Origin of the sequence: Parabacteroides goldsteinii (genome assembly GCF_020091425.1) — a bacterium.
Lineage (GTDB): Bacteria > Bacteroidota > Bacteroidia > Bacteroidales > Tannerellaceae > Parabacteroides > Parabacteroides goldsteinii.
Genome location: NZ_CP081906.1, coordinates 109420 through 134991, shown reverse-complemented (window position 1 = coordinate 134991; position 25572 = coordinate 109420). Strand labels below are relative to the sequence as shown.

Here is a 25572-nt window from a genome sequence, read left to right as displayed (position 1 = left end):
TCTATGACAAATACAGAAACCATACAATCACTTATCGATAGCGGAGAAGGCTATAATGTAGAGTTTAAAGTTCGTGTACCTTCAAAAGTTCGTGAACTAACAGAGGAAATTTGCGCTTTCGCTAATGCTGACGGAGGATATTTGCTTATCGGCGTAGATGATAACGGACAGATTATTGGTACAGGTTTGGAAAATGACAAACGTTCAGCCATTCAAGGCTCTATCAGTGAAATATCTCCGGCTCTCCATTGTGATATGTATGCGGTAAATATCGAGGATAAGACAGTTTGGGTAATTGATGTTCCGTCAGGAAAAGATAAACCTTATATATTTTCCGGTTCTATCTTTGTGCGTGAGGGAGCAAACTCACAGAAACTTCGTACTGTCGAAGAAATGCGCAGTTTCTTTCAGGAATGCAACAAAATATTTTTTGATGCTATCCCTTGTTCATGGTTCAACATTTACACAGATGCAGACGAACAAGCGATAAAAGACTTTCGCACGGAAGCAAAGCTAAGTCCATCGACTGCCAACAAACAGATATTTGAGAATTTAGAACTGTTTACGGATAAAGGAGTAGCCAAGAATGGAGCAGCCATGTTCTTTGGGAAACAACCTGAACGAAAGTTTCCACACGCAGTAACAAGATGTATCCTTTTCAAAGGAACAACCAAAGTATATATCATTGATGATAAAACCTTTGGCGGTCCACTATACCAACAATATTTGCAGGCTATGGCATGGCTGGAAAGTAAACTGCAAGTAGCTTATAAAATTGAGGGAGCAGGACCAAGAGAAGAAATTTGGGAAATTCCTCTTACTGTATTCAAAGAAGCCATTATAAACGCTTTATCCCATCGTGATTATTACGAACAGGGAGCAACCATTACAATAGAAATGTTCGATGACCGAGTAGAAATTTCAAACCCCGGAGGACTTTTGCCTATTGTAGCTAAAGATTTCGGACACAAGAGTATGACACGTAATCCGTTAATATTTGGTTTGTTTACACGTATGCATTTGGTTGAAAGGGTGGCATCCGGTATTCCCCGTATGCAAGAAGCTATGAGAGAAGCAAATCTTCCTGAACCTGAATTTCATACAGAGGGGATGTTTACGGTAGTATTTAAAAGGGCTATCAGTATCAAACATGATACTGTAAATGATACTGTAAATGATACTGTAAACTCAAAAGAGCAGGAAGTTTTAAATATCATCAAGCAATATCCGGGACTTAATTCGTCCAAGATAGCGGGACTAATAGGTAAAAGCGTTCCTACAGCTAAACGCTATTTAAACTCTTTAGTAAAATCAGGACTAATAGAGTTTAAGGGGGCACAAAAAACAGGGGGATATTATTTAATTAATTAGTCAATATATGAAATTTAAGCAACTTAAAATAAATCAATGGAAGCAATTTGAAACTATCGACATACAGTTTCATAATAGATTAACTATTCTTACAGGAGCTAATGGTTCTGGTAAAACAACATTATTACATTTACTTGCTAGACATTTTGGTTGGGATTTTCAAGAACTAGCTACTCCCGCAAAAGAATTAAACACAGGATTCCTGAAATATTTTAATCGATTATTTAAAAAGAACAAGATTATAACTGATTCTAATATAGGAGAACTTATTTATGATAATGGAGTAATAGCCGATTTAGCCATACCAAATTCAAATACTGCTAAATATCAAATAAATATACGCTACAGACAGGCTTATAACACAATAAACAAGGATATTACAGGTTTAAATATTTCATCACATAGAAATGTTTTCAAATACCAAGAAGTTCCTAGTATATCTACCCAGAAAAGAGATAAGAAAAACGCATATCACTTAGTAGAAGAAAATACTAAAAACAATATCTTTAGAACTGGCTACTATGAACATAAACCAATAAATTTCCTGATAAAGGAAACTCTATTGAATTGGGCTATTGGAGGAAGTGGGAATGAATTTATTCAAGCTGACAAAGAATTAAGAGAATGTTTTTTAGGATTTCAACATATATTGAGAATTATTCTTCCAGTTAATATAGGATTTAAAGAGATATCTATAAGAAATTATGAGATTGTCCTAGTAACAGAATCAGGTGATTTTATGCTTGATGCTGTTTCGGGAGGAATTGCTTCTCTTATAGACCTTGCATGGCAAATTTACAATATATCAGATTCTAACAATTCAAATATAGTTGTACTAATAGACGAAATAGAAAATCACTTACACGCTACAATGCAGCGTTCTGTGCTCCCTGATTTTTTAGATGCATTTCCTAATATTCAGTTTATAATATCAACACATAGTCCTTTGATTGTAGCATCCGTTAAGGATTCAAATGTGTATGCATTTAGATATAATAAAGATAATTATGTATATAGTGAAAAATTAGATCTAGTAAATAAAGCTAGAACAGCTACTGAAATATTGAATGAAGTTTTAGGAGTTCCTTTTACAATGCCAATATGGGCAGAAAAAACATTAATAGAGCTAGTTAATAAATATAAACACATAAATATTACAGAAGACTCCGTAGAAGAAATGAGAGGAGAATTTAAAAAAGCAGGATTAGAAAGTTTAATGCCATTAGCACTTAAAACAGTTTTAGAGAAATGATTAAAATTATTAAAACAACAGAACCATCAATCTTACAAACTCATAAAGCAAGTTGGACATCTGATTTAATGAATTATATCACATCTGACACAAAAATCCCTGATGCAGTTAAAAATAAATATAACCAACCAGAAATCAAGTCTGCCCTCGAATCTGAAACACATAATAAATGTATGTACTGTGAAAGTAAGATATCGGATGTGACTTATGCTCATATTGAACACTACAAACCTAAATCAAAATATCCTCAAGAAACTTTCGAATGGAATAATCTTGGGCTAGCCTGTCCTATCTGTAATACAAACAAAAATGATATATTTGATGAAACATACCCCATTGTAAATCCCTATAAAGACAATCCGAATGACCACTTTATTTCATTAGGAACTATGATTTGTCATAAAGACAAAAGGGGTGAAATAACAGAAAAATTGTTAGATTTAAATCGACCACATTTAATGGAAAGCAGAATGGAACGCATCAATGCTGTCAGATTGCTGATAGATAAATACAATGAAGAAACGAATACTTCATTAAAATTTATCCTTAAAAAGGAAATAGTAAAAGAATCAGCAGATGATAAGCCATATGCAATGGCAATAAAAGCGGTCATTAAACAATTAACAGATATAAATATATAAATTCAAAGAGTTATTATAGCAAATAATTAGAAGATTTTCTATCTTTGCCCTCAGAAATCGTACCCAAGCTACAAACTTGTGTTGAACGGTGCAAAGCTGTGAAAGCCTTATTCAAGGGACTTACATCGTAGAAAAGATATAACTTATTGAGAAATAGTGCTATACAAACCGATTTTCGGTTGCTGGTGGCACCACTGAAAATCAAGCAGTTACTTTAAAAGTAACTGCTTTTTCGTTTAAAATAGACTCCTTTTGGACTAAAAACACACCTATTTTCTGATTTTCTGCGTTCCGTTTAACCCGCACTAAACCATAAGTATAATCCAGCCGTACAGTCTATTTATTTACAAATTCGAAATCATACTTATTGTATCTATCTCCAATATTAGGGAATTTCTGTACAAGTTGCTTTATCTCTGTCATATCCTCTTCCGACAACCCGATATTAGCTGCCTGTGCATTTTCTTCTAAATATTTCATACGTTTTGTACCCGGTATGGGTACAATATTTTCACTTTGCGCTAACAACCAAGCCAAAGCTAGTTGAGCAGGAGTAATGTTTTTACTTTTCGCAATAGTTGCCAGTCCGGTAGCTAAATTGCGGTTATTCTCCCAATGTTCGCTATTATAACGAGGTAAATGCTTTCGAAAGTCATTTTCTCCTAAAGCTTTAACATCAATGGTATTGGTGACCAATCCTCTGCCTAGTGGAGAAAACGGAACTAGAGTTATTCCCAATTCTTTAGTTAAGGGTAGCATCTCTTTTTCCATATCACGGGTTAATAAGGAATACTCACTTTCAACGGCTGATATAGGATGAACGGCATAAGCTCTCCGCAATGATTCGGATGAACATTCGCTTAATCCTAAATAACGCACTTTCCCCTCTCCCACCAGTTCAGCCATAGCACCAACAGTTTCTTCAACCGGTATTGCCGGGTCTATCCGATGTGCATAGTACAAGTCTATGGTTTCAATATTCAACCTTTTCAAACTGCTTTCTACTGCTTGTCTCATATATTTAGGAGAAGCATCCACATAACTCTCGCCACCGGCAAACACACTGCCTTGATTATTACGTAAGCGGAAACCGAATTTCGTTGCTATAAAAATCTGATTTCTTCTTTCAGCCAATACCTTAGATAATAATCGCTCATTAGCACCATTGCCATACACATCAGCTGTATCCCAAAAGTTGACGCCAAGCTCCAATGCACGGTACAATGTTTTGATGCTTTCTTTTTCATCAGCTACTCCATACGCAGCACTCATCCCCATGCAACCTAATCCGATTGTGGACAGGTTCTCTCCTGTTTTACCTAATTTTCTGTACTTCATAATTTATATTTCTAGTCGGTACAAAATTAAGGAAAGGCATTCAGATTGAATGATACAATTCAAAGCATCATTTGCACAAATCAAATAATTGCCTGTTCTCTGATTTCACTAGGGGATTTACCAGTATGCTTACGATAAAATTTACTGAAATAAGAGACCGTTTCGAATCCCAAACTATACGCTATTTCTGATATAGAAAGATTACTGTGTAACAAATATTGCGTACATTCTTTGGTTATTCTTTCCGCAATCATCTCAGAGGTTGTTTTTCCTGTCGTATCTTTAACAACTTTATTTAAATGATTAATATGCACAGACAGGCGGTTTGCATAATCGGCAGGAGTACGTAAATTTAATATCGCGTGCGGATAATCAACCGGGAATTGCCTGTCTAACAATTCTATGAATAATTCAGTAATACGCTGTGAAGCATTCGGGAACGACTCATACTGATTGAAATCTTGCATTTTCAAGGCTGTATGTATCAACAAATGAAGGTAGCATCGCAACACATCAGACTTATTCACATAGCCGGATTGGTTTTCTTCCTGCATCTGCAGTATATATCCAGCACTTTATCAACTTGCGTATCATCCAAAAAGAAGACTTTATCTCCTGTTATTTTAAATAATGGGGTATTGGCTAACGAACCGTTTTTTTCTTCCGACTGCACAAACTGTTCATTGAAAATGCAAAACATTCCTTTCTGTTCTTCACTGATTGATTCCCAAGCATAAGGAACCAAAGGATTGGAAAACAACAATGCAGGACGGTTTACCAAAATCCATTTATCTGCATAATATAGTTTTCCCACACCTATAATCAATGTTATTTTATAAAACTCTCTGTAACTGAATTGTACTGTACCAAAATTACATTGCCGGGAGAAAATATTAAAATAGGGTTTCTCCTTAGAATAGGTAGCATCCGGTTGAGAAGGACGAAGCTGTATCCTTTTATAGAATTGCGAAATACTTTCAGGCATAATAACGAGTCTTTATTGCAAAATAAACAATTATTATCCGAAGAGAGCTTACTTTTCAGGTAATAACACTATTAAATCCTCACACTCTTCGATTAAATAGTATGCAATGAACACTAAAGATTCGGAATCTGATGCATTATCAAAATGCAGTATCGGCTTATTCTTAGGTTCGTAAAATGCTTCCCCACCTGTTAGCAATTGAGCTTTTTCTCCTTCAACCTGGAACAATAAAGTACCTGAAACAACATGCCCCACAACTGAACAAGGATGTAAATGATACTCAGCCTTTCCACTTTGCGGAATAACGACTCTTTTAATTTCGACTTTTGATAAACCTTGCTTTTCCTTCAATTGAATAGAAAGAAGATTGGTTCTTGCTACGTTATTCTTTTCCATACTTGTGCAACAATTTAAAATGATTAATACAATGAAACTGCTATCTTATTCATGATAGATTTGCTTGCAGCAAAGATAGGACAGAGCAAGAGCTTATTTCATTGACCTATGTTAAGAGATTTAAGACGGCTCAAGGATTCAGGTTTTATTCCAAGATATGATGCTATATGATATTGTGATACATGTTGTTCTATAATTAGGATAAGTTTGTAGAAGTAATTTATATCTATCTAAAGCATTATCCATAAGTAATGATGTCTCTTTCCTGCATTTTTTAATAAAGAGAGTGTCTGCTATATATTTTCCCAATTTATACCACTCATTCGAGGCTTGTAGTAATTGGTCATAATTAGTTTTAGATAAACAATATATAGTCGAGTCTTCTAATGCCTGTATGCTTCCTACACTTGCCTCTTTAGTTAGAAAACTTCTATAAGATGTGATAAATGAACCTTCAAAATAAAAGTCACTGATATAATCGTCTCCTTCCTTTTCTATGTAAGAGCGTAAAACTCCAGATTCCACAAAGCCTATAAATCTACAGATTTGTCCCTGATGCAATAAATAGTCTTTCCGCTTCAAAAAAACTTTATCGCATGTATCTATCAGCCTTAAATCGGACGATAGACCTACTTCGTTGATTAGAATGTTCTCTAATATCATATTTTATCTATGCCGCAACGCCCCCTATTTAATACACCGTTACTATTTCCCCCCTCTCCTTTCGAGTTGAGAAACGTTCGGGTTGTTCTGCGATATATCCCAATGGTATAATCGCTACCGGATATTTTTCAGCAGGTAATTGAAAGTTTGTTCTAAGTAAATCCAAATCAAAGTTACAAACCCAGCAACTACCTAATCCCATTTCTGTAGCAGCAAGACAAATATGTTCTGTTGCAATGGCGGCGTCGATGTCTGCATGATTTTTATTATCAGACTTCCGTATCCAGGCTTCTGATTTATCAGCACATACCACGATATAAACTGGTGCTTTTGCAAACCATTCTCTATTATAACATTGCTGTATCTTCTTTTTCTGTTCTTCACTGATTACGACCATGAAATGCCACGGTTGATAATTTACCGCAGAAGGAGCTAACCGGGCACATTCAATAATATAATCTATCTTATCCTGTTCGACCTTATCCGACTTATAATTTCTTGCTGAAAAGCGTTTCTTTGTTAGTTCTAAAAAGTCCATACCTTCGCTGTTTTTAATATTTGGAGTAAAATATCTGTAAAATTACGCTTTACAAACTATATTTGCTACATGAATAGAGAAAATTTGTAATAACTTCACCCTCTTAAAGACAAAATCATGGCTACTATTTTAAAATCAACCGACAGAAACTTTCAGGAAAATCCGAACAGGATTGAGCCTTTCAAATTATTCACAGACATCTCCAGAAGCCAAAAAGGAGTGGAACCGGAAAATTTAAATTTCGACTTGCGTCAACTGAATCCCGGACAATACTGTTCTGCGTACCATTTCCACCGATATGCAGAAGAATTATTCTTGATTATCTCCGGCTCTGCCACCTTAAGAACACCTGAAGGGTTAGAAGCCGTAAGCAGCGGAGATTTGATTTTTTTCGAAAAAGGTGAAACCGGAGCACATCAATTATACAATCACACGACAGAACCCTGCGTATACCTTGATATAAGGACATTTATCGGACATGACATTTGTGAATATCCGGATTCCGATAAAATATATCTTGTTCCGTCAGGTGAGATATTCAATAAATCCGCGCAATCTGGTTATTTTGACGGAGAAGAAAATCCCCAGGAGAAATGGAGGGAACTTCAATGAAGCCAGACAATATCACCCGCGAAGAATTATGGGCGAGACAAAACCTATCAGCTACCGGCATCGATTACGCCGTTTGGGAACGCGATAAAGCCATGCTCCTGCAAATGGCGAAAATAAATCGTACCTGCACCTTCGTTGTCGATGTCTACAAATGCAGATATGCTTTCGCTTCTCCTAACTTTTCCGACTTGCTGGGATATGACAGCCATAAAATTGCCACTCTCGAAAAACAGGGCGACTATCTGGAATCACGTATCCATCCGGACGATCGCCAGCAACTAGAGGCTTTCCAAATCCGGTTGGGAGAATTCATTTACAGCCTCCCTGCCGCTGAACGGAACAACTATTGCAATATTTACAGTTTCCGTGTCCGCAACATCCGTCAACAATACGTACGTGTCACCAGTAAACATCAGGTAATGGAACAGGACGCTACAGGAAAAGCATGGCTTATATTAGGGAATATGGACATTTCACCCAACCAGGAAGAAACAAACGGGGTAGATTGTACCGTCCTCAACCTCAGAAACGGAGAGATGTTCTCCCCTTCCCTCCCAGTCTGTCGGCAACCGATTCTCACTCCGCGGGAAACGGAGATATTACATCTTATTCAGGAAGGACTGCTAAGTAAGGAAATAGCTCATAAACTATGCATCAGTATCCACACGGTGAATATCCACCGTCAGAACCTGTTACACAAATTAGGGGTCCAAAACTCTATCGAAGCTATAAATGCCGGATTGGAATCTGGACTGTTAAACCGGCTTACGGCATCCACTCCACCACACCGGTAACCGGATATTGCTTTCTCCACTCCTCAAATTCGGCATAACTCCGCACACCGTCACGAATAACAGCCTGATAATACTCCACACCCATGACCTTTTCCGTTGCGGGTGTTTCAAATTTCAGTTGCAGGATAGTCCGTCTTGTTTCATCCGTCAGAACAGCAGCGATTCGCTTGGCAACCTTTTCAAAATAACCGTCATATCGGGAACCTTTCCGGATATGAATCATATCTATCTGCCAAAGTTCACCTTCCGGTTCCTGAAACCAGGCATGCCACTCCACGCACTCCTCAACCGTATGTAACAAGTTCGCACACTCTATTTTTTGGACAAACGGATTCTCTGCCAGTTTTGCCATCGCCCGGAAACTATCTGATAATTCCAACGGAGAGGTATAAATATGAAAATCAATATCCCGGTGCGTCATCAGTAACCCCGTACTTAAAGAACCAACCAGGTTGATTTCAGCTCCTATGCTTTTCCAGGCGGGGATAACGCCGCTGTCCTCCACTACTTTCCAGGCCCGCTGCTGATTCAGCCGTGCTATATCGAGAATATCCATTTTTGTATTTTTAATGTGCACGCAAAAGTATGAAAAAGGCCGGAAATATAGCTATAAATCACTATTTAATAGACAAACCGGTTCATGTAACTTTGCCCGTCCTTTCCAATCATTTTAATATAACAACAAGACAGCTATGGTATTCAACGAAACAGAAAAACAGGAAAAAGAATATTTACAAAAGATACTCAGTATCATACACGCTACGATTAACAATACCGACAAATCAGTTAAAGACCATGTAGACACCCTGCAAGAATACAAGGATTATTTATGGTCTAACAAAGACATAGACCCACACGAGATTCGTTCCATGCGCGAAAGTATCCTGAACCATTTCGCATTGGGAGAAAACGTCATCGATAAACGCAAACGGTTAGGCCGGATTCTCGATATTCCCTATTTCGGACGGATAGATTTCAAAGGAAAGAAAGATGGCAGCCAAACCACACCTGTTTATATTGGAATACACACATTCTACGACTCCATAAGCAGGACCAACCTGATATATGACTGGAGAGCCCCGGTCTCAAGCATGTTTTACGACCATGAACTGGGCGAAGCCTCCTACACCTCCCCGAACGGCGAAGTCAACGGCAAAATATCGCTCAAACGCCAGTACCGCATCCGTAAAGGCCGGATGGAATATATGATTGAAAGTTCCCTCACCGTCCATGACGACATTCTACAGAAAGAACTCAGTGCCAATGCCGACGACAAAATGAAGAATATCGTAACGACTATCCAGCGTGAGCAGAACCAAATTATCCGTAACGAAGAAGCTCCCGTACTTATCATACAGGGAGTAGCCGGTTCCGGTAAAACCTCCATTGCCTTGCATCGTATCGCTTATCTGCTTTACACCCTGAAAGGAAATATTTCTTCCAGGGATATTCTGATTATATCCCCCAATAAAGTCTTTGCCGATTACATATCCAACGTACTACCCGAACTCGGAGAAGAGACAGTTCCTGAAACCAGCATGGAACAAATCCTTTCGGAATTACTCGAAAATAAATATAAATACCGGAATTTCTTCGACCAGGTAGCCGAATTGCTGGAAAAACCATCCCGGGATTTTATCGAACGAATACAATACAAGGCATCGTTCGATTTCATTTCCCTGTTGGACAAATTCATCCTCCACATGGAAAACAATTATTTCAAGGCTACAGATGTCCGGCTCACCAGACATATCACCATCCCCGCCGGCTTCATCGAGGAACAGTTCAAACGATTCAACCGTTATCCGATGCGACAACGGTTTGAGACAATGACCGATTACATACTGGATATGATGAAAATCCAATACAACATATCCGTAACCACGTCAGAAAAGAACCTGCTGAAAAAAGAGATAAAAAAGATGTTCGGCGGAAACAACGATCTCCAGGTATATAAAGACTTTTTCAAATGGACCGGAAAACCTGAAATGTTTAAACTGCGTAAAGGCCATATCCTTGAATATTCTGACCTTGCCCCGTTAGCCTACCTGCACATGTCGTTGGACGGAAACACGACATATTCCCATATCAAACATCTCCTGATAGACGAAATGCAGGACTATTCGCCCATCCAATTTAAGGTAATTCAAAAACTTTATCCCTGCCGGAAAACTATTCTCGGCGATGCATGCCAATCGGTAAACCCCTACGGTTCATCAACAGCCGAAATGATTCGCAAAGCATTTGCAGCAGGAGAGGTCATGAAATTATGCAAAAGCTATCGTTCGACCGTCGAAATAACCGGCTTTGCCCAAAAGATACGTTCTAATGACGAACTGATACCGGTTGTACGTCATGGCAAAAAGCCGGAAATTCTCCGGTTCGGAAATGCTGAAGAAGAAATATCCGCCATCGCTCATTTGGTCTCTGTATTCAGAGAATCAGATTACAAATCATTGGGAATCGTATGCAAAACTGAATTACAGGCAAAAGGAATGGCAGAAAAACTTCAAAAACAAATCGAAAACATATATTTCCTGTCCAGTCAAAGTTCCGCTTTCATAAATGGCACCATCGTCACTTCTTCCCATATGGCAAAAGGGTTGGAGTTCGATGAAGTAATCATCCCCCAAACCAATAAGACAAATTACTGTTCGGAAATCGATAAAAGCATGCTTTATGTGGCAGTAACCCGAGCGATGCATCGATTGACAGTGACATATTCAGGGGAACAAAGTGAATTTATCCGTACGGCTACTCAACACTAAAATCCTCGGATTTGAACCCACTATAATATCTTCCCGAAAAAGCGGTGAATTTCAACACACAATAATCCGGGTCGGTAACACCTTCTTTATAATACATTGTATCTCCCAGCAGCCAGATTAATTCTTTGCTTGCCGGGTCGGTCAGGACTTCGATTGTTCCTTTCAGCATCACGCCTTTGAAAAAGCGCCGGTCGCAAAAGTAAATACAGGAACGGCCATTCTCCCTGAACTGAGCCACACGCATGGAAGATGTATTGGTAGTAAAATAAAATATACGGATTCCTTCCCGTTTACGAGGTTGAAGCATTGCTTTGATATTAGGGAAACCTTCCTCATCAACCGAACCAAGGAATGAAACTGTCTGTTTGTCAACGATATTACCTATCGTCTTTTCCGGATCTCTCATAATTAAACTGTTATTCGTTTATAATAAGGGCAAAAATAGAGTATGAAGCTATCCCAGATGCAACAGTAAACAGGGAGAAAATGTCACTTTTTACGGTTTGTGCGTTTTTCTGTATGCCAATGGAGTTTGTCCGGCATGTTGACGAAATGAACGGATAAAATAAGATACAGTATCATAGTTCAGCCGGGCGGCTATTTCCGAGACGGGTAAATCAGTATAGGTCAGCATCCTTTTGGCCTCTCCCACCACTTTGTTATGAATATATTGTTTGGCACTGACCTGCATGGAGGCCGTAATCATTTCATTCAGGTAATTCGGCGTAATACATAATTTATCAGCATAATAGCTGACTGCACGATGTTCTTTAAAAGACTTGTCAACGCTATGGATAAAGTTAGTAAGATGAAGGTTACGCCCCTTCACTATATCCGTTTTCCCTTCTTCCTCCTTGTATCCCCTGTCAAGGAGCATAAGAACCTCATAAAGCAGTGCCCTCAACACATGGTCACCATTCCTGGAAAACAGGCCGATCTCATCCCTAATATTACATATCTGTTGGAAGATACGATCGGAAACTGATTCCGAAAGATGTATTTTTGCTGCAGTTTTATCAGGTTCAAAATAACTGAGATGCTGAACGAACTGGTCGTCTTTGAAAAAAGAGGAAAGAAACTCTTCCTCAAAAATAAGTGCATACCCATTTATAATATGGTCTTTATCCCAATTACGTATCTCCCCCGGCTTTGAAAAAATCACATCACCGGGACAGACGTCATACTGTTGGTTATCAATTGAAAAAAAGCCTGAACCTTCGGTGACAAAAGTAATGTCATAGTAAGTCAGCGTATGCACCGGGCTGATATCCAGAAACTTCTTGATGTTTTTCAGTTCGACAACATCCACCAGTAACTCACTACCATACTTGTGCTTATAAAATGTATAGCGGGGTATTGACTTTTTCATCGGACAAGCGTTATAAAACCAATTCATAAAGTTGGAACCATTTCAAATGCTCATAAGGCAGTCCCAGATCAACAGTCCCAATATATTGATAACCGAGTTTTTTATAAAGGCTAATAGCAGGTGTATTATCGACCGACACGTCCAACCGGATCGATTTCATCTGGTGACTAACCGCATATTGTTTAGCAAACTCCATCAATCGGGTCGCCACCTCCTGTTTCAAAAATGAAGGATGTACAACCAACGTCCGGATCACCAGAATATCAGCATATTCCGCCTCAACCAGCCAGCGAACCTGACTGTAAGCCTTTTCCGGCTCATGATTCAATATAATACTTCCGGCAACAGTTCCATTTTCAATGGCAACAAACAGGCATTTCTCATCAATCCCCTGCATGGCCGTCTCCCTGACAGGATATATATGTTTTATCCATCCCGGATAGTTTACCGTGGAAGACAAATAGTCATTCAACCCGTCATAAAGAACCTCCAGTTCGTCAAGATGATGCGTTGTGCCTTGTTCTATAATCATTGCCTGATGTTTTCTTATAAAAATAAATGCCTAATATCTTCCAGCAGGCAATGTAAAAGTCTCCTTATCCGTCAGATAACCGTCTGAAGACTTCAGGCGGACAGACAGCACTATTTCTCCGGCTTTCAATTTAGGAGAAGCATGCAAGGTGACAGTATAACTGACTCTTTTATGCGGAGGTAACTGACGGATAACAAGAGGCTTTGAAAGTTTCACATATTTGCCTCCCTGTTCGACCTTGATAACAGGCTCAATATTGTAAGCCGTTTGTCTCCCTTCATTCGATAAGATAAACGAGATGCGGCAACTTTCTCCTGCATCTACGATCTGGTTGTTATTCCGGTCTTCCAGATAAATATCCTCAATAACCAGATAGGGGACCTGATACTCTCTGGCACTCGCTGTATTCCTGTCACGTTGATTTTGAGAGGAAGCGGCGGCAGCACCCAGAACTGTCCCTCCGACCGATCCCACAAACGAACCGATCGCCTCTCCGCGATATCCTCCGGCCGCATGCCCGATCACTGCACCGGTAACCGTACCCGCCAACATGCCGACCTGCGAACCCACTATCGTACGCGATGTCGGATCCATTGTCGCACAACCCGTGCCAATCACAGGTATCATCAGAAACAGGAGCCAATTCTTCATTCTCATATCAACATTTTTTATTTATCCGCTAAAATACAAATATTTAGCGGATAAAGGCTGATCAAAAACGTTATAATATTCGTCTAAACAGAAAACCACCCTTGTTTCATCCGTTGAAAGAATTAATCCAGTGTCAGATTGAACTCGTCTTTCAGTTTTCCCAGGACGGGATTTACGGTCAATAAATGTTCGAACTTCTCGGTTGCCGTATAGGCTAAATGCTTTTCGTTCGTTTCGATAATCCGGACACGCATCTGGATACGTGTATTTCTGAGTTGTGCACGCAAATAATTCAATAAATCCACACAACCATTACTCAGTTCATCCTGCTGACCGGGATTATGTACACCTACTTCAAAGAAATAGTTTTCCTGCAAAACAGGCTTGCAGTTGATCATCGTATTCTTCAGATAAACTTTCTTATCGATAATTCCGCTTGCCGCATAAGCATCCCAACAACGTACCAGGTCTTCTTCCGTGAACTGGTTGACCATCTCCTGAACTGTCCGGTTTTCCTGTTGCCCCATCTGATTCTTCGGTTTTTCCACACCGATTTCTTTCAGCGACGTACCCAAATGTTGCGGACGGGAAGGACGTTTAGGAGGAGTTGCAGCAGGAGGCTGCGGAATAACTGTTGCCGAAGAAGGCATATTCGAAGTTACTACACGACCATTGTTATTACCCATATCAGCCGGTTGCTGTGAAGCCGGTGAACCGGGATAACCGGATGGTTGAACTGGCTGACGAACAGGTTGCCCCTGTGGTGAAGCCTGTGTGCCCTGAGAAACAGGCTGTCCAGGAGCACCGGATGCGATAGGTTCAATTACTCCTTTTTTTTTATCGTCGGCTGCCTGCCCTGCATTACTCAACTGGCAAAGCTGGATAAGCGTCAGTTCCAACAGCAGGCGCTTGTTACGGCTGGCACGATAATTCAGATCACAGGTATTGGCCAGTTCGATCGCCTTAAAAAGCAACTGATCCGGACAGCGTTTTGCCATCTCTTTATATCTTTCGCGGATCGAGGCTCCGACTTCAAACAAGATCAGAGTTGCCTCATCCTTACAAACCAGCAAATCACGGAAATGGGCGGCCAACCCGGTAATGATATTCTGCCCGTCAAATCCTTTGCTCAATATTTCATTCAGGATCAGAATAGACGAACGGACATTTCCTGCCAGGATTGCGTCCGTAAGACGGAAATAATATTCGTAATCGAGTACATTCAGATTGTCGATGACAGCCTGATAAGTAATATTGCCATTGGTAAAACTAACTACCTGGTCGAAAATAGACAGGGCATCACGCATACCGCCATCAGCTTTCTGGGCAATTACGTTCAAAGCTTCCGGCTCAGCAGTCACATTTTCCTGAGAAGCAACATATTCCAGATGTTCCACCATATCGGCAATCGAGATGCGGGAGAAATCATATATCTGGCAACGCGACAGAATAGTCGGAAGTACTTTATGCTTCTCGGTAGTCGCTAAAATAAACAGAGCATGATGCGGCGGTTCCTCCAACGTTTTTAGGAAAGCGTTGAATGCAGCCGAACTCAGCATATGAACCTCATCGATGATGAAGACCTTATATTTTCCGATTGCAGGCGGGATACGCACCTGGTCGATCAACGAACGGATATCGTCGACCGAGTTGTTGGATGCAGCATCCAGTTCATGAATATTATAGGAACGCTGTTCATTGAAAGCCTGGCATGATTCACACTCGTTACAAGCCTCGCCGTCTGCTGCCGGGTTCAGGCAGTTTATTGTCTTCGCAAAGATTCGTGCACACGAAGTCTTCCCGACACCACGCGGTCCGCAGAAAAGGTAGGCATGTGCAAGTTTGTTACTTTGTATTGCATTTTTTAGTGTAGTGGTAAGAGACTTCTGCCCTACAACACTACGGAAGGTAGACGGGCGGTATTTTCTTGCCGATACAATATAATTGTCCATTCTTTGCTTTTTTATTAACAACACAAAGATATACAAAATAATTCATTTACCTTTGCAAAAACGAAGTTCCATGTCACGCATAAAAGACTTTTACAACAAGTATCTATCCAGGATAAATGCCTACTGGTTGGTTATCATTGGATTTTTGATCCTCACTTTTACAGTGGGCGACAGCAATTTGTATAAGCGGTATACATACGACGAAAAGATCCGTAGCCTGGAAAGAGAGATCAAACATTATCAGAAAGAGATCGAGATAAACAGTAAGAAACTGAACGATCTTCGTACCGACAAAGAAGGTCTGGAACGCTTCGCCCGTGAAGAATATTTCATGAAGAAGCCGAACGAAGACGTCTATATCATCAAAAAGAAATAATGAATCAAAAAGCAAGAACAATCATTTTCAATATGGCCGGTTTACTGATACTGGCCGGGGCAGTCCTTTTCCTTACCAAATGGTTCCTGGCACCTTACCTGTTTGCCGTCGGAGCCGCTGGTATGGCTGTATGCTTCCTGACACTCCCTACTAAAGATATGGAGTTTCGCGAACGCAGGTTGCACCGTTTTAACATAATAGCCTCTGTCCTGATGATCTGTGCCTCCGGATTGATGTTCAAAGATATGAAAGAGTGGATTATCTGCCTGACAATTGCAGCCGTACTATTGCTCTACTCATCATTCGTTTCCGGAAAGCAACAAAAATAATCCTATCAAATTTCCCCACCCTATTTTATTATGTGGGGAATTTTCCCCTTCTATATGGGGAAATACCCCCATTGCAGTGGGGAAACACCCCCATTAGAGTGGGGAAATACTCCCATTGTAATGGGGTTTACTCTCTGCATAACAATAAATAAAACGGTATGATACAAAAAAAGCTGTTACATTTAATGCAACAGCTTTTTGTATATCGTTTTTGATACTACTTATTTTCCGCTGGAATAACTCTTATTCAACAAGTCGATCAATTCGTTTGTGATATCGTAAGCATCGCCGGCTAACAAAATATTATCTTCTGCGGTGTTACTGAAAATTACCTGATATCCTTTTTCCTTATTATATACTTTCAATTTTGAAACTACTGTATCACGAAGCTGTTCGTTCAGCTTCTGGCGTTCCATTAACAAATCCTGTGACAATTTAGCATCCAAGTCTTTCAGTTCTTGTTCTTTCTTCATCAGACGTTCCTGCTCTTGTTGAGCTCTTTCACGAGTTAGGAATGCATTATTTTCTGCTTTACGATAGAATTCCTGAACTTCATTCTGCAAATTACGTGCCTGCTGTGTTACATTAGCACGCGAATTTTCTTCTTTTTTCAGGAGCTGTTCATTCAGATCCTTGAAATAATTATAATTAAGCAAAAGCGAATCTACATTGACATAGGCTATAGGAAGCAGGTTTGTTGTATCACCATCTCCGGATGCAAATGTTTTTGTTACTGTTGATTCTTTCTTGTCGGAAAATTGCATTATGAACAATATCACGACAGCCACCGCGAGCACACCATTAATTACGTAGTTAATGTTCTTCATAAAGTGTAAATTAAATCCTTATTTTATTCTTCTATTTCTTTTACTCTATCATATAGATTCTTTTGCTTCTTCTGTTCGCGGTCTTGCGTCTTGGCACAATGGATACCTTTTTTACTCAGTGCTCTGTTACCTCCGACATGCGTATTCGGGAACCTTCCCCCCTTCTTGAATATCACTTTTACAGCAAGTAACACAACACAAATAACAAGAATTATGACCGTTAATAATATCGTTGTAAGCATTTTCTCTATATTTGTGGACGCAAATATAAGAGTTTAAGTGATTATAAAGTATCTTTTTGGTATTTAATTCTACTTTTTTTCATACATAACTCCTGAAATGATTGCATTATTAACTATATAGTAACAACTATAATATATTGTAACATTATGAAGATTACTGACTTAAAGCCTGAAATCGTCTGGAAGTTTTTCCACCAGGTAACACAAGTGCCCCGTCCTTCAAAGAAGGAAGGCAAAATGATCCAGTATCTGGAATCGTTCGCAAAAGAGTATAAAATCGCCATAAAGAAAGATGCAGCCGGAAACATCCTGATGTCGAAGCCTGCAACACCCGGATATGAAAAGCTGCCGGTTGTTATCCTTCAGTCGCACATGGATATGGTTTGCGAGAAAAACAACGGAACCGTTCATGATTTCGACAACGACCCGATCGAAACAATTGTAGACGGAGACTGGCTGCGTGCCAACGGAACAACGCTGGGAGCCGACAATGGTATCGGTGTTGCCGCCGAACTGGCTATCCTGGCTTCCGACGATATCGAACACGGACCGATCGAATGCCTGTTCACTGTTGACGAAGAAACTGGCCTGACCGGAGCTAAAGCTCTTGAAAAAGGCTTCATGACCGGAGATATCCTGTTGAACCTCGACAGCGAAGACGAAGGCGAAATCTTTATGGGCTGCGCCGGAGGAAAAGATACACAGGCCGTGTTCCATTGCGAACAACGCCCGACCAACCCCAATATGTTATATTTCAAAATTGATGTAAAAGGATTGAACGGCGGACATTCCGGTGGTGAAATACACAAGGGACTGGGTAATGCCAATAAAATCCTGGTTCGTTTCCTGTATTTATTGAACAATGAAGCAGACTTCACTTTGTGTTCGATTGAAGGGGGTAATCTGCGCAATGCGATAGCCCGTGAAGCGCATGCAGTCATCGGACTTTATTCGGAAGATAAAGAACAGGTTCGTGTACTGCTCAATAACTATACGGCGGATATCGAAAACGAACTGAAACATATCGATCCTAACGTACAGATCACCATGGAATCGACCGACCGTCCGGAATTATGCCTGTCTAATTTCGATATGGAAAAGGTTATCTGGGCTTTGCATGCTTGTCCTCATGGCGTTATCGGTATGAGCCATGACATCGAGGGATTGGTTGAAACTTCTACCAACCTGGCTTCCGTAAAAATGAGACATGAAGCCGAAACAGAACAATTGATAATCACTGTCGGAACCAGCCAGCGTAGCTCCATCGAATCATGCAAAAACATGATTGCCAACCAGGTAGCCTCCGTATTTAAACTGGCCGGAGCGATTGTTACCCACGGTGACGGTTATCCGGGATGGGCTCCTAATCCGGATTCCAAAATCTTGAAAGTCGCACAGGATACATATAAACGTTTATTCAATAAGGACGCCAAGATCATGGCTATCCATGCCGGACTGGAATGCGGACTGTTCCTCGAAAAATATCCTAATCTGGATATGATTTCTTTCGGACCGACTTTAAGAGAAGTTCACTCTCCGAACGAACGGATCGAAATTAAGACCGTCGGTTTGTGGTGGGCTCATCTTTTAGAATTATTAAAAAGCGTACCGGCAAAATAAAATTAAATATTCTGCGTTATAAAAAGAGGATTAACACTTTAATCGTGTTTTTCCTCTTTTTTTATGTTAATGCCTGAAAACATTCTTTATAAATCGTTTGTTTATAAAGAAACAAGAACACAAAGGCATACATTTTAACATTTAGAGAAAATGAAAAGAATTACAGCGCCGTTGCTTATAATATGTACACTTTTACTCAACCTGTTGGCTGGATGCGACGGGCTGGACGAAAATTATTCGACCAATCCGAATCACCGGTTGAGTTTCTCGACAGATACCTTATCATTCGATACTGTCTTTACCACGATAGGTTCAGCCACAAAACAATTCATGGTTTACAACAAAAACAGTGAACCGCTGAATATAGAGAGAATCATACAAGCCTCGCCTGCTACCAGCGGATTCCGTATCAACGTGGACGGACGAAAAGGTGACAACTTCGACAATGTCAGAATTGCAGCCAAAGATAGCATGTATATATTTGTAGAAGTCACTGTCAATCCGAATGGAAAAGACCAACCGTTATTAATCCAGGATTCAATAGTGTTCACCTACAACAGCGTGAAACAAACAGTTTTACTGGAGGCATGCGGACAGGATGTCAAGCTGATAAAAGGCGGACAGACATTGAGTGAAGACACCAAGCTGACAGCCGAACGTCCTTATCTGATATATGACAGCCTGATGATAGACAAAGGTGTAACAGTTAATATCGAAGAAGGCACCACTTTCTATATGCACGACAAAGCAAAGATCATCGTTGACGGAACGATCATTGCGAACGGAACCATGGATAAACCGATAGTCTTCCGCGGTGACCGTCTCGATTTCATACTCGACATACTACCCTACGACCGCACACCGGGACAATGGGAAGGAATTGTATTCAACAATGAAAGTTTTGACAACATATTTAATAATGTAATAGTAAGAAACGGAAACAACGGCATAACCTGCAAGGCTTCTGATCCGGAAAAATCCAAATTGAAGATTAACAATTCGCAGATCACCAATATGGATGGGAATGTATTGACTGCAACCAACTGTAATCTGGAAGCCGCTAACAGCGAGTTCACAAATGCTACGGTAGACGTTGTTGTATTAAATGGAGGCAAATATAGCTTTACACATTGTACACTTGCAAACTACATCTCTGCCAAAAGCCGGCATTCGGAATCTAAAGAAGGTGAAGCCAGTCATACCTTACAACTATTTGACAATTATTCAAATTCAAATAAAGCGATCATGCCATATGATTTATTACAAGCCAATTTCGACAATTGTATAATCGATGGTAGTCTAGGTGCCGGTAAAGAAATAAAAATCGATATTGGGACCAAGTCCATGCTCTTAAGAAACAACGATTTAAAATATCATTTCGATCACTGCGTCGTAATGATGGATCAAACCAGTAGTGAAAACTTTACCGATGTCATTTTTATTAAAGGAAAAGACGAGAGTAAAATGGAGTACCGGATGACCGGCGGAGAAAAGAATAAATATATGTATGATTTCCGTCCGGATAAAGAAACAACTCCCGGCGTAGGTAAAGCCGATTTGTTTGTTTCCCAGAAATATCCGGTCGATCGTAACGGCGTAAACCGACTGACAAACAACGGGCCGGATATAGGTGCTTATGAATTTGTTCCTAAAGAAGAAGAATAAAAACAATTAAATATGACCAGGACCTTAACTATATTAATTTGCGTTCTCGCCTTTCTCCCCCATCCGGTAAACGCCCAGTCCGGATTCAGGGTCATGAGTTACAATGTAGAGAACCTGTTCGACACCGAAGACAATCCGGACAAGAACGATAATGACTTCCTCCCATCGGGTAATCATCACTGGACACGCGGACGATATTACCATAAACTTCAGCAAATAGCCAAAGTGATCAGCGCCGCAGGTGAATGGGATACTCCCGCCCTAATCGGCCTCTGTGAAGTGGAAAACGATTCCGTCCTGATCCATTTGCTGAACCGGACACCTTTGAAGCAGCAACAATACCGGTACTGCATGACACACGGTTCAGATACAAGGGGAATAAATTCCGCCCTTCTTTATCAACGAACTCAATTCGGATACATCGGCCATAAAGAACACCCGGTACTCTTCACCCATAAAACACATAAACAGACACGTAACATTCTCCATGTATGGGGAAAAGTAATAACCTCCGATACATTAGATGTATTCGTCTGTCATCTTCCTTCGCGCTACGGAGGTGAAAAGGAAAGCGAAGCCGACCGTTTTGATGCTGCCCGTACATTAAGGCATCTGTGCGATTCCTTGCTACAAATCCGGAAAACGCCTCAGCTGCTGATCATGGGAGATTTTAACGACACACCGGAAAACGCCAGCATCACACAAATACTGTCTGCCGGAAAAACCTTCGGAAATCCGGAATCCGACAAGCTCTACAACCTTTTTGCCGATCCCCATGTCCTGAACAATCCCGGAACCCACAAGTATCAGGGAGAGTGGAATCAACTGGATCATATCATCGTATCCGGCAATCTGATCGATAAAAACTCCCCCATGCATGTTGTTCCCGGAAGCAATCGAATATTCATGCTCCCCTTCCTGCTCACTGATGATAAGACCTGGCACGGCAAACGACCTTTCCGCACCTATTATGGTTTTAAATATGAGGGTGGTTACAGCGATCATCTACCTCTCATTACCGACTTTTTACTATCTTTGCCTAACAAAGATTGAATTAAAACAGACATGCAGATACATCATATACTGGCAGGGATTTTCCTCTTTGCCGGAATTACAAACAACACAGCCGAAGCCCAGCAACTTCGCAAACCGATGGATATTCCGGTCTTGCTAAGCGGAAATTTCGGAGAACTGAGAAGCAATCATTTCCATTCGGGAATAGATTTCAAAACACAAGGTGTCGAAGGAAAACCGATCCACTCCGTGCAGGACGGCTATGTCTCACGCATTTCGGTAAGTCCCTGGGGATATGGCAACGGCCTGTATATCACACATCCGGACGGTACGACTACTGTTTACGGCCATCTTCAGAAATTCTCTCAAAAGATCACCGCTTATCTCAAAGAAAAACAATACGAACAGGAAAGCTTCAATGTAAACCTGAGCCTCACTCCGGATGAACTACCTGTTAAAGAAGGCGAACTCGTCGCGCTGAGCGGAAACACGGGAAGCTCCGGCGGTCCGCACCTCCATTTCGAAGTGCGCGACACAGAGACGGAAGAACCGATGGACCCGATCGAATACTACAAAGATTTAATAAAAGATACGCAGGCTCCCAAGATACAGGGAATCATGGTCTATTCAATGCCAGGAAAGGGCGTTGTGAACGGAAGCCGCCGAAAACTGGAACTAAAACCTGTCACTGCCAAGAACGGAAAACAAACATTGACCGGAAAGATTGAAGCCTGGGGAGAAATCGGACTGGCTGTAAAAGGATACGATTACATGGATAATACCTCCAATATTTATGGTATCAAAGACATCACACTGACGGCAGACAGCCAGGTTATTTTTCATAGTAACCTGGATCGTTTCGCTTTCGATGAAAGTCGTTACCTCAACAGTTTCACAGACTTTGAAGAATGGAAAGAACACCGTTCGTTCTATATCAAAAGTTTTGTCGACCCGGGAAACCGGCTTCGTTTCATCGAAAGCCTTAACCGCGGAATCCTGACTATCGACGAACCTCGCACCTATCACCTGACTTACCAGTTGGCAGACGCTTTCGGCAACACGACCCGGCTTTCTATCCAAATCGAAGGCAAAGAACAACCGATCCCGGAAGTCGACACGGAAAACACAGAATTGTTCCATTGGTGGAGCGACAACCGTTTCGGAGCCAAAGGAATCCGCCTGACAATCCCGAAAGGAAATCTTTACGACGACTTATATTTCCGCTATTCCGTCAAAGAAGACAGTACCGCGCTGGGTGCCACACATATATTACACAACAAACCGGTCGCTTTCCACAAATCAGCCAAATTATCCCTCCGGTTGCAAACAGACACACTGGAGAACAAACAGCAATACGGTATTGTCCGACTGCAAAACGGACGCCGGTCATGGACCGGAGGTGTCTACCGCAACGGCTGGGTCGATGCCGATATAAAAGAAATGGGAAGCTACACGCTCGGTCAGGACCTTGTCCCGCCGACCATTACACCTCTCAATCCGGCAACATGGGTCAGTAAACAAGCCATCGCACTCAGGCTGTCGGACAACCTGAGCGGTGTACAAACATACCGGGGTGAAATTGACGGTCAATATGTTTTATTCGAAATGAATAGTAAGTCCGTCATTACCTATCACTTCGATAAAGAGCGGCTGGCAAGAGGGAAACACACGCTGAAACTGGTTGTAACAGATGCCTGTGGAAATCAATCCACTTATACTTATCCGTTTACGTGGTAAAAAATAACTTTTTCTTTTTTCTTGAAAATAAAGCTGCAAGCCATTGTTTACAACAATTAATTTGTATCTTTGTTTTCTCCTAAATAAGGAAATAACACATATATAAATGCAAGATATTTGGGTATGGAAAACAACGAACTGCTAGAAATGGTAAGAAGTAAAGCGCAAAGCTGGCTTACCAAAAGTTATGATGCCGAAACAAAAGCAAAAGTTCAGGAATTATTAGACAGCGAAGATCCGACCGAACTGATCGAATCTTTCTACAAAGACCTTGAATTTGGTACAGGAGGTTTAAGAGGTATCATGGGTGTAGGAACCAACCGTATGAATATTTATACTGTCGGTGCAGCTACACAGGGTTTGTCAAATTATCTGAAAAAGGAATTTGCCAATCTGGATCAGATCAAAGTTGTTATCGGCCATGACTGCCGTAACAATAGCCGCAAGTTTGCCGAAATCTCGGCAGATATCTTCTCTGCTAACGGTATAAAAGTGTACCTGTTCGAAGACCTTCGCCCGACACCGGAAATGTCTTTTGCTATCCGTAAACTGGGATGCCAGAGCGGTATCATCCTGACAGCTTCACATAACCCGAAAGAATACAATGGTTACAAGGCTTACTGGGACGACGGCGCACAGATGATCGCTCCGCACGACCGTAACACGATCGCCGAAGTAAACAAGATCCGCAATGCCAGCGACATCAAGTTCAAAGGCAATAAAGACCTGATTGAAATCATCGGTTCTGAAATCGACAATTTGTATATCGACGCTTTGACGACTATTTCCCTTTCTCCGGAAGCGATCAAACGTCACCATGACATGAAAATCGTTTACACTCCGATCCACGGTACCGGTGTAGAGATTGTTCCGGCTACATTGAAAGCATTCGGATTCACCAATATCATCCATGTCCCGGAACAGGATGTTGTAAGCGGCGACTTCCCGACAGTTGTTTCGCCGAATCCGGAAGAACCGGCAGCACTGGCTATGGCTGTTGAGAAAGCGAAAGAAACAGATGCCGAACTGGTTATGGCTTCCGACCCGGATGCTGACCGCGTTGGAGCAGCTGTTAAGAACAACGAAGGCGAATGGGTATTGCTGAACGGTAACCAGACAGCTTTGATGTTCGTTTATTACCTGATTACCCGCTGGAAAGAATTAGGCAAGGTAAACGGTAAAGAATATATCGTAAAAACAATCGTTACAACCGAGCTGATCCGTACGATCGCTGAGCGCAACGGTGTTGAAATATACGACGTTTACACCGGTTTCAAATGGATCGCCGATGTAATGAAGAAAAACGAAGGAAAGAAAAACTACATCGGTGGCGGTGAAGAAAGCTACGGATTCCTTTGCGAAGACTTCGTTCGCGATAAAGATGCTGTTTCCGCATGTGCTATCCTGGCAGAAATCGCAGCATGGGCAAAAGATCAGGGTATCACCATGTACCAGTTGTTGCAGAACATCTATGTACAATATGGCTTCTCTAAAGAAAAAGGTATCTCTGTTGTGAAAAAAGGCAAGAGCGGTGCAGAAGAAATCGAAGCGATGATGAAAAACTTCCGCGAAAACCCGTTACAGGAAATCGCCGGTTCTAAAGTTTCATTATTCTATGATTATGCATCACTGAAAGGTTACAGCTACATCGATAACGAAACGATCACGCTGGATATGCCGACAACTTCCAACGTACTTCAATACTTCACTGAAGACAATACGAAAATATCTATCCGTCCTTCAGGAACAGAGCCGAAGATTAAATTCTACTGCGAAGTTCATTCTAAAGTAAAAAGCCTGGAAGATTTACCGGAAGCAAACAAAGCAGCCGAAGAAAAGATCAACCAGATCAAAGCATCTTTGGGTATCTGATCAGATAGTTAAATAAAAAAAGCGGGAC

General features: G+C 40.9%; 24 protein-coding genes and 2 pseudogenes. 13 read left to right on the top strand and 13 right to left on the bottom strand.

The genetic code is table 11. The annotated features are described in order from the left end of the window. Nucleotides 1-3: 3 nt before the first annotated feature. From K6V26_RS01380 to K6V26_RS01370, 3 genes are read left to right on the top strand one after another with little or no spacing between them, the layout of a single operon-like run. On the top strand, nucleotides 4-1371 hold the full coding sequence (locus K6V26_RS01380) for an AlbA family DNA-binding domain-containing protein (RefSeq protein WP_224264444.1): 1368 nt from the start codon (nucleotides 4-6) through the stop codon (nucleotides 1369-1371). Between the two features lie 7 nt (nucleotides 1372-1378). After that, on the top strand, nucleotides 1379-2623 hold the full coding sequence (locus tag K6V26_RS01375; RefSeq protein ID WP_224264443.1) for an AAA family ATPase: 1245 nt from the start codon (nucleotides 1379-1381) through the stop codon (nucleotides 2621-2623). Continuing rightward, nucleotides 2620-3264: an HNH endonuclease gene (locus K6V26_RS01370; RefSeq protein WP_224264442.1), complete on the top strand. Its 645-nt coding sequence runs from the start codon at nucleotides 2620-2622 to the stop codon at nucleotides 3262-3264. The genes K6V26_RS01375 and K6V26_RS01370 overlap by 4 nt, the downstream gene beginning before the upstream one ends. Before the next feature lie 336 nt (nucleotides 3265-3600). Here K6V26_RS01370 and K6V26_RS01365 read toward each other — a convergent pair whose 3' ends face one another. From K6V26_RS01365 to K6V26_RS01345, 5 genes and pseudogenes are all read right to left on the bottom strand, one after another. Next, nucleotides 3601-4602, bottom strand: a complete 1002-nt coding sequence (locus K6V26_RS01365) for an aldo/keto reductase (protein WP_224264441.1) — start codon at nucleotides 4600-4602, stop codon at nucleotides 3601-3603. Nucleotides 4603-4682: 80 nt separating this feature from the next. After that, nucleotides 4683-5587, bottom strand: a pseudogene (locus K6V26_RS01360) (helix-turn-helix domain-containing protein). Nucleotides 5588-5635: 48 nt separating this feature from the next. Next, nucleotides 5636-5983: a cupin domain-containing protein gene (locus tag K6V26_RS01355; RefSeq protein ID WP_224264440.1), complete on the bottom strand. Its 348-nt coding sequence runs from the start codon at nucleotides 5981-5983 to the stop codon at nucleotides 5636-5638. A gap of 98 nt (nucleotides 5984-6081) precedes the next feature. Next, nucleotides 6082-6646: pseudogene (locus K6V26_RS01350) on the bottom strand (Crp/Fnr family transcriptional regulator). 28 nt (nucleotides 6647-6674) lie between these two features. Continuing rightward, the gene (locus K6V26_RS01345) at nucleotides 6675-7184 is read right to left on the bottom strand and encodes a nitroreductase family protein (protein WP_224264439.1); all 510 of its coding nucleotides are present in this window, start codon (nucleotides 7182-7184) and stop codon (nucleotides 6675-6677) included. Between the two features lie 117 nt (nucleotides 7185-7301). Here K6V26_RS01345 and K6V26_RS01340 point away from each other — a divergent pair, with 117 nt between their 5' ends. Then, nucleotides 7302-7796 (top strand): cupin domain-containing protein, encoded by a 495-nt coding sequence (locus K6V26_RS01340; RefSeq protein ID WP_224264438.1) that lies wholly within the window; start codon nucleotides 7302-7304, stop codon nucleotides 7794-7796. Continuing rightward, nucleotides 7793-8590: a LuxR C-terminal-related transcriptional regulator gene (locus K6V26_RS01335; protein ID WP_224265889.1), complete on the top strand. Its 798-nt coding sequence runs from the start codon at nucleotides 7793-7795 to the stop codon at nucleotides 8588-8590. Before K6V26_RS01340 ends, K6V26_RS01335 begins: the two co-directional genes overlap by 4 nt. Here K6V26_RS01335 and K6V26_RS01330 read toward each other — a convergent pair. Continuing rightward, nucleotides 8562-9146, bottom strand: coding sequence for a phosphoglycerate mutase family protein (locus K6V26_RS01330; protein ID WP_224264437.1), 585 nt, complete (start codon nucleotides 9144-9146; stop codon nucleotides 8562-8564). The two genes, K6V26_RS01335 and K6V26_RS01330, sit on opposite strands and share 29 nt — an antisense overlap. A gap of 136 nt (nucleotides 9147-9282) precedes the next feature. On the opposite strand from K6V26_RS01330, the gene K6V26_RS01325 reads away from it, so the two are divergent. Next, a complete protein-coding gene (locus tag K6V26_RS01325; RefSeq protein WP_224264436.1) occupies nucleotides 9283-11358 on the top strand; it encodes a HelD family protein in 2076 nt (691 codons plus the stop codon). On the opposite strand, the gene K6V26_RS01320 is transcribed toward K6V26_RS01325, so the two are convergent. The 5 genes from K6V26_RS01320 to K6V26_RS01300 all read right to left on the bottom strand — a co-directional run bounded on the left by K6V26_RS01320 (nucleotide 11345) and on the right by K6V26_RS01300 (nucleotide 15862). Next, entirely contained in the window at nucleotides 11345-11764 is a 420-nt protein-coding gene (locus K6V26_RS01320; protein WP_224264435.1) for a pyridoxamine 5'-phosphate oxidase family protein, read from the bottom strand. The genes K6V26_RS01325 and K6V26_RS01320 overlap by 14 nt on opposite strands. A 90-nt stretch (nucleotides 11765-11854) precedes the next feature. Continuing rightward, entirely contained in the window at nucleotides 11855-12727 is an 873-nt protein-coding gene (locus tag K6V26_RS01315) for an AraC family transcriptional regulator (protein WP_224264434.1), read from the bottom strand. A 10-nt stretch (nucleotides 12728-12737) separates the two neighbouring features. Then, nucleotides 12738-13259, bottom strand: coding sequence for a GNAT family N-acetyltransferase (locus K6V26_RS01310; protein WP_224264433.1), 522 nt, complete (start codon nucleotides 13257-13259; stop codon nucleotides 12738-12740). Between the two features lie 30 nt (nucleotides 13260-13289). After that, a complete protein-coding gene (locus K6V26_RS01305) occupies nucleotides 13290-13916 on the bottom strand; it encodes a glycine zipper family protein (protein WP_010800380.1) in 627 nt (208 codons plus the stop codon). Between the two features lie 116 nt (nucleotides 13917-14032). Beyond that, a complete protein-coding gene (locus K6V26_RS01300) occupies nucleotides 14033-15862 on the bottom strand; it encodes a DNA polymerase III subunit gamma/tau (protein ID WP_010800381.1) in 1830 nt (609 codons plus the stop codon). 70 nt (nucleotides 15863-15932) lie between these two features. Between K6V26_RS01300 and K6V26_RS01295 the strand changes: the two genes are divergently transcribed. Both K6V26_RS01295 and K6V26_RS01290 read left to right on the top strand, forming a co-directional pair. Then, nucleotides 15933-16238 (top strand): FtsB family cell division protein, encoded by a 306-nt coding sequence (locus tag K6V26_RS01295; RefSeq protein ID WP_007653878.1) that lies wholly within the window; start codon nucleotides 15933-15935, stop codon nucleotides 16236-16238. Continuing rightward, entirely contained in the window at nucleotides 16238-16567 is a 330-nt protein-coding gene (locus tag K6V26_RS01290; RefSeq protein WP_046147743.1) for a hypothetical protein, read from the top strand. Before K6V26_RS01295 ends, K6V26_RS01290 begins: the two co-directional genes overlap by 1 nt. Before the next feature lie 221 nt (nucleotides 16568-16788). Here K6V26_RS01290 and K6V26_RS01285 read toward each other — a convergent pair whose 3' ends face one another. Next, on the bottom strand, nucleotides 16789-17394 hold the full coding sequence (locus K6V26_RS01285; protein ID WP_007653880.1) for an OmpH family outer membrane protein: 606 nt from the start codon (nucleotides 17392-17394) through the stop codon (nucleotides 16789-16791). Nucleotides 17395-17417: 23 nt separating this feature from the next. Next, on the bottom strand, nucleotides 17418-17636 hold the full coding sequence (locus K6V26_RS01280) for a hypothetical protein (RefSeq protein ID WP_010800383.1): 219 nt from the start codon (nucleotides 17634-17636) through the stop codon (nucleotides 17418-17420). A gap of 147 nt (nucleotides 17637-17783) precedes the next feature. On the opposite strand from K6V26_RS01280, the gene K6V26_RS01275 reads away from it, so the two are divergent. The 5 genes from K6V26_RS01275 (at nucleotide 17784) to K6V26_RS01255 (ending at nucleotide 25544) form a co-directional block, all read left to right on the top strand. Further along, the gene (locus tag K6V26_RS01275; protein ID WP_195585908.1) at nucleotides 17784-19256 is read left to right on the top strand and encodes an aminoacyl-histidine dipeptidase; all 1473 of its coding nucleotides are present in this window, start codon (nucleotides 17784-17786) and stop codon (nucleotides 19254-19256) included. A 150-nt stretch (nucleotides 19257-19406) separates the two neighbouring features. Then, on the top strand, nucleotides 19407-20921 hold the full coding sequence (locus K6V26_RS01270) for a hypothetical protein (RefSeq protein ID WP_010800385.1): 1515 nt from the start codon (nucleotides 19407-19409) through the stop codon (nucleotides 20919-20921). Nucleotides 20922-20933: 12 nt separating this feature from the next. Next, on the top strand, nucleotides 20934-21974 hold the full coding sequence (locus tag K6V26_RS01265; protein WP_195585909.1) for an endonuclease/exonuclease/phosphatase family protein: 1041 nt from the start codon (nucleotides 20934-20936) through the stop codon (nucleotides 21972-21974). Nucleotides 21975-21986: 12 nt separating this feature from the next. After that, nucleotides 21987-23672, top strand: a complete 1686-nt coding sequence (locus K6V26_RS01260) for a M23 family metallopeptidase (RefSeq protein ID WP_129699016.1) — start codon at nucleotides 21987-21989, stop codon at nucleotides 23670-23672. A 123-nt stretch (nucleotides 23673-23795) separates the two neighbouring features. Then, the gene (locus K6V26_RS01255; RefSeq protein WP_224264432.1) at nucleotides 23796-25544 is read left to right on the top strand and encodes a phospho-sugar mutase; all 1749 of its coding nucleotides are present in this window, start codon (nucleotides 23796-23798) and stop codon (nucleotides 25542-25544) included. Nucleotides 25545-25572 lie beyond the last annotated feature (28 nt).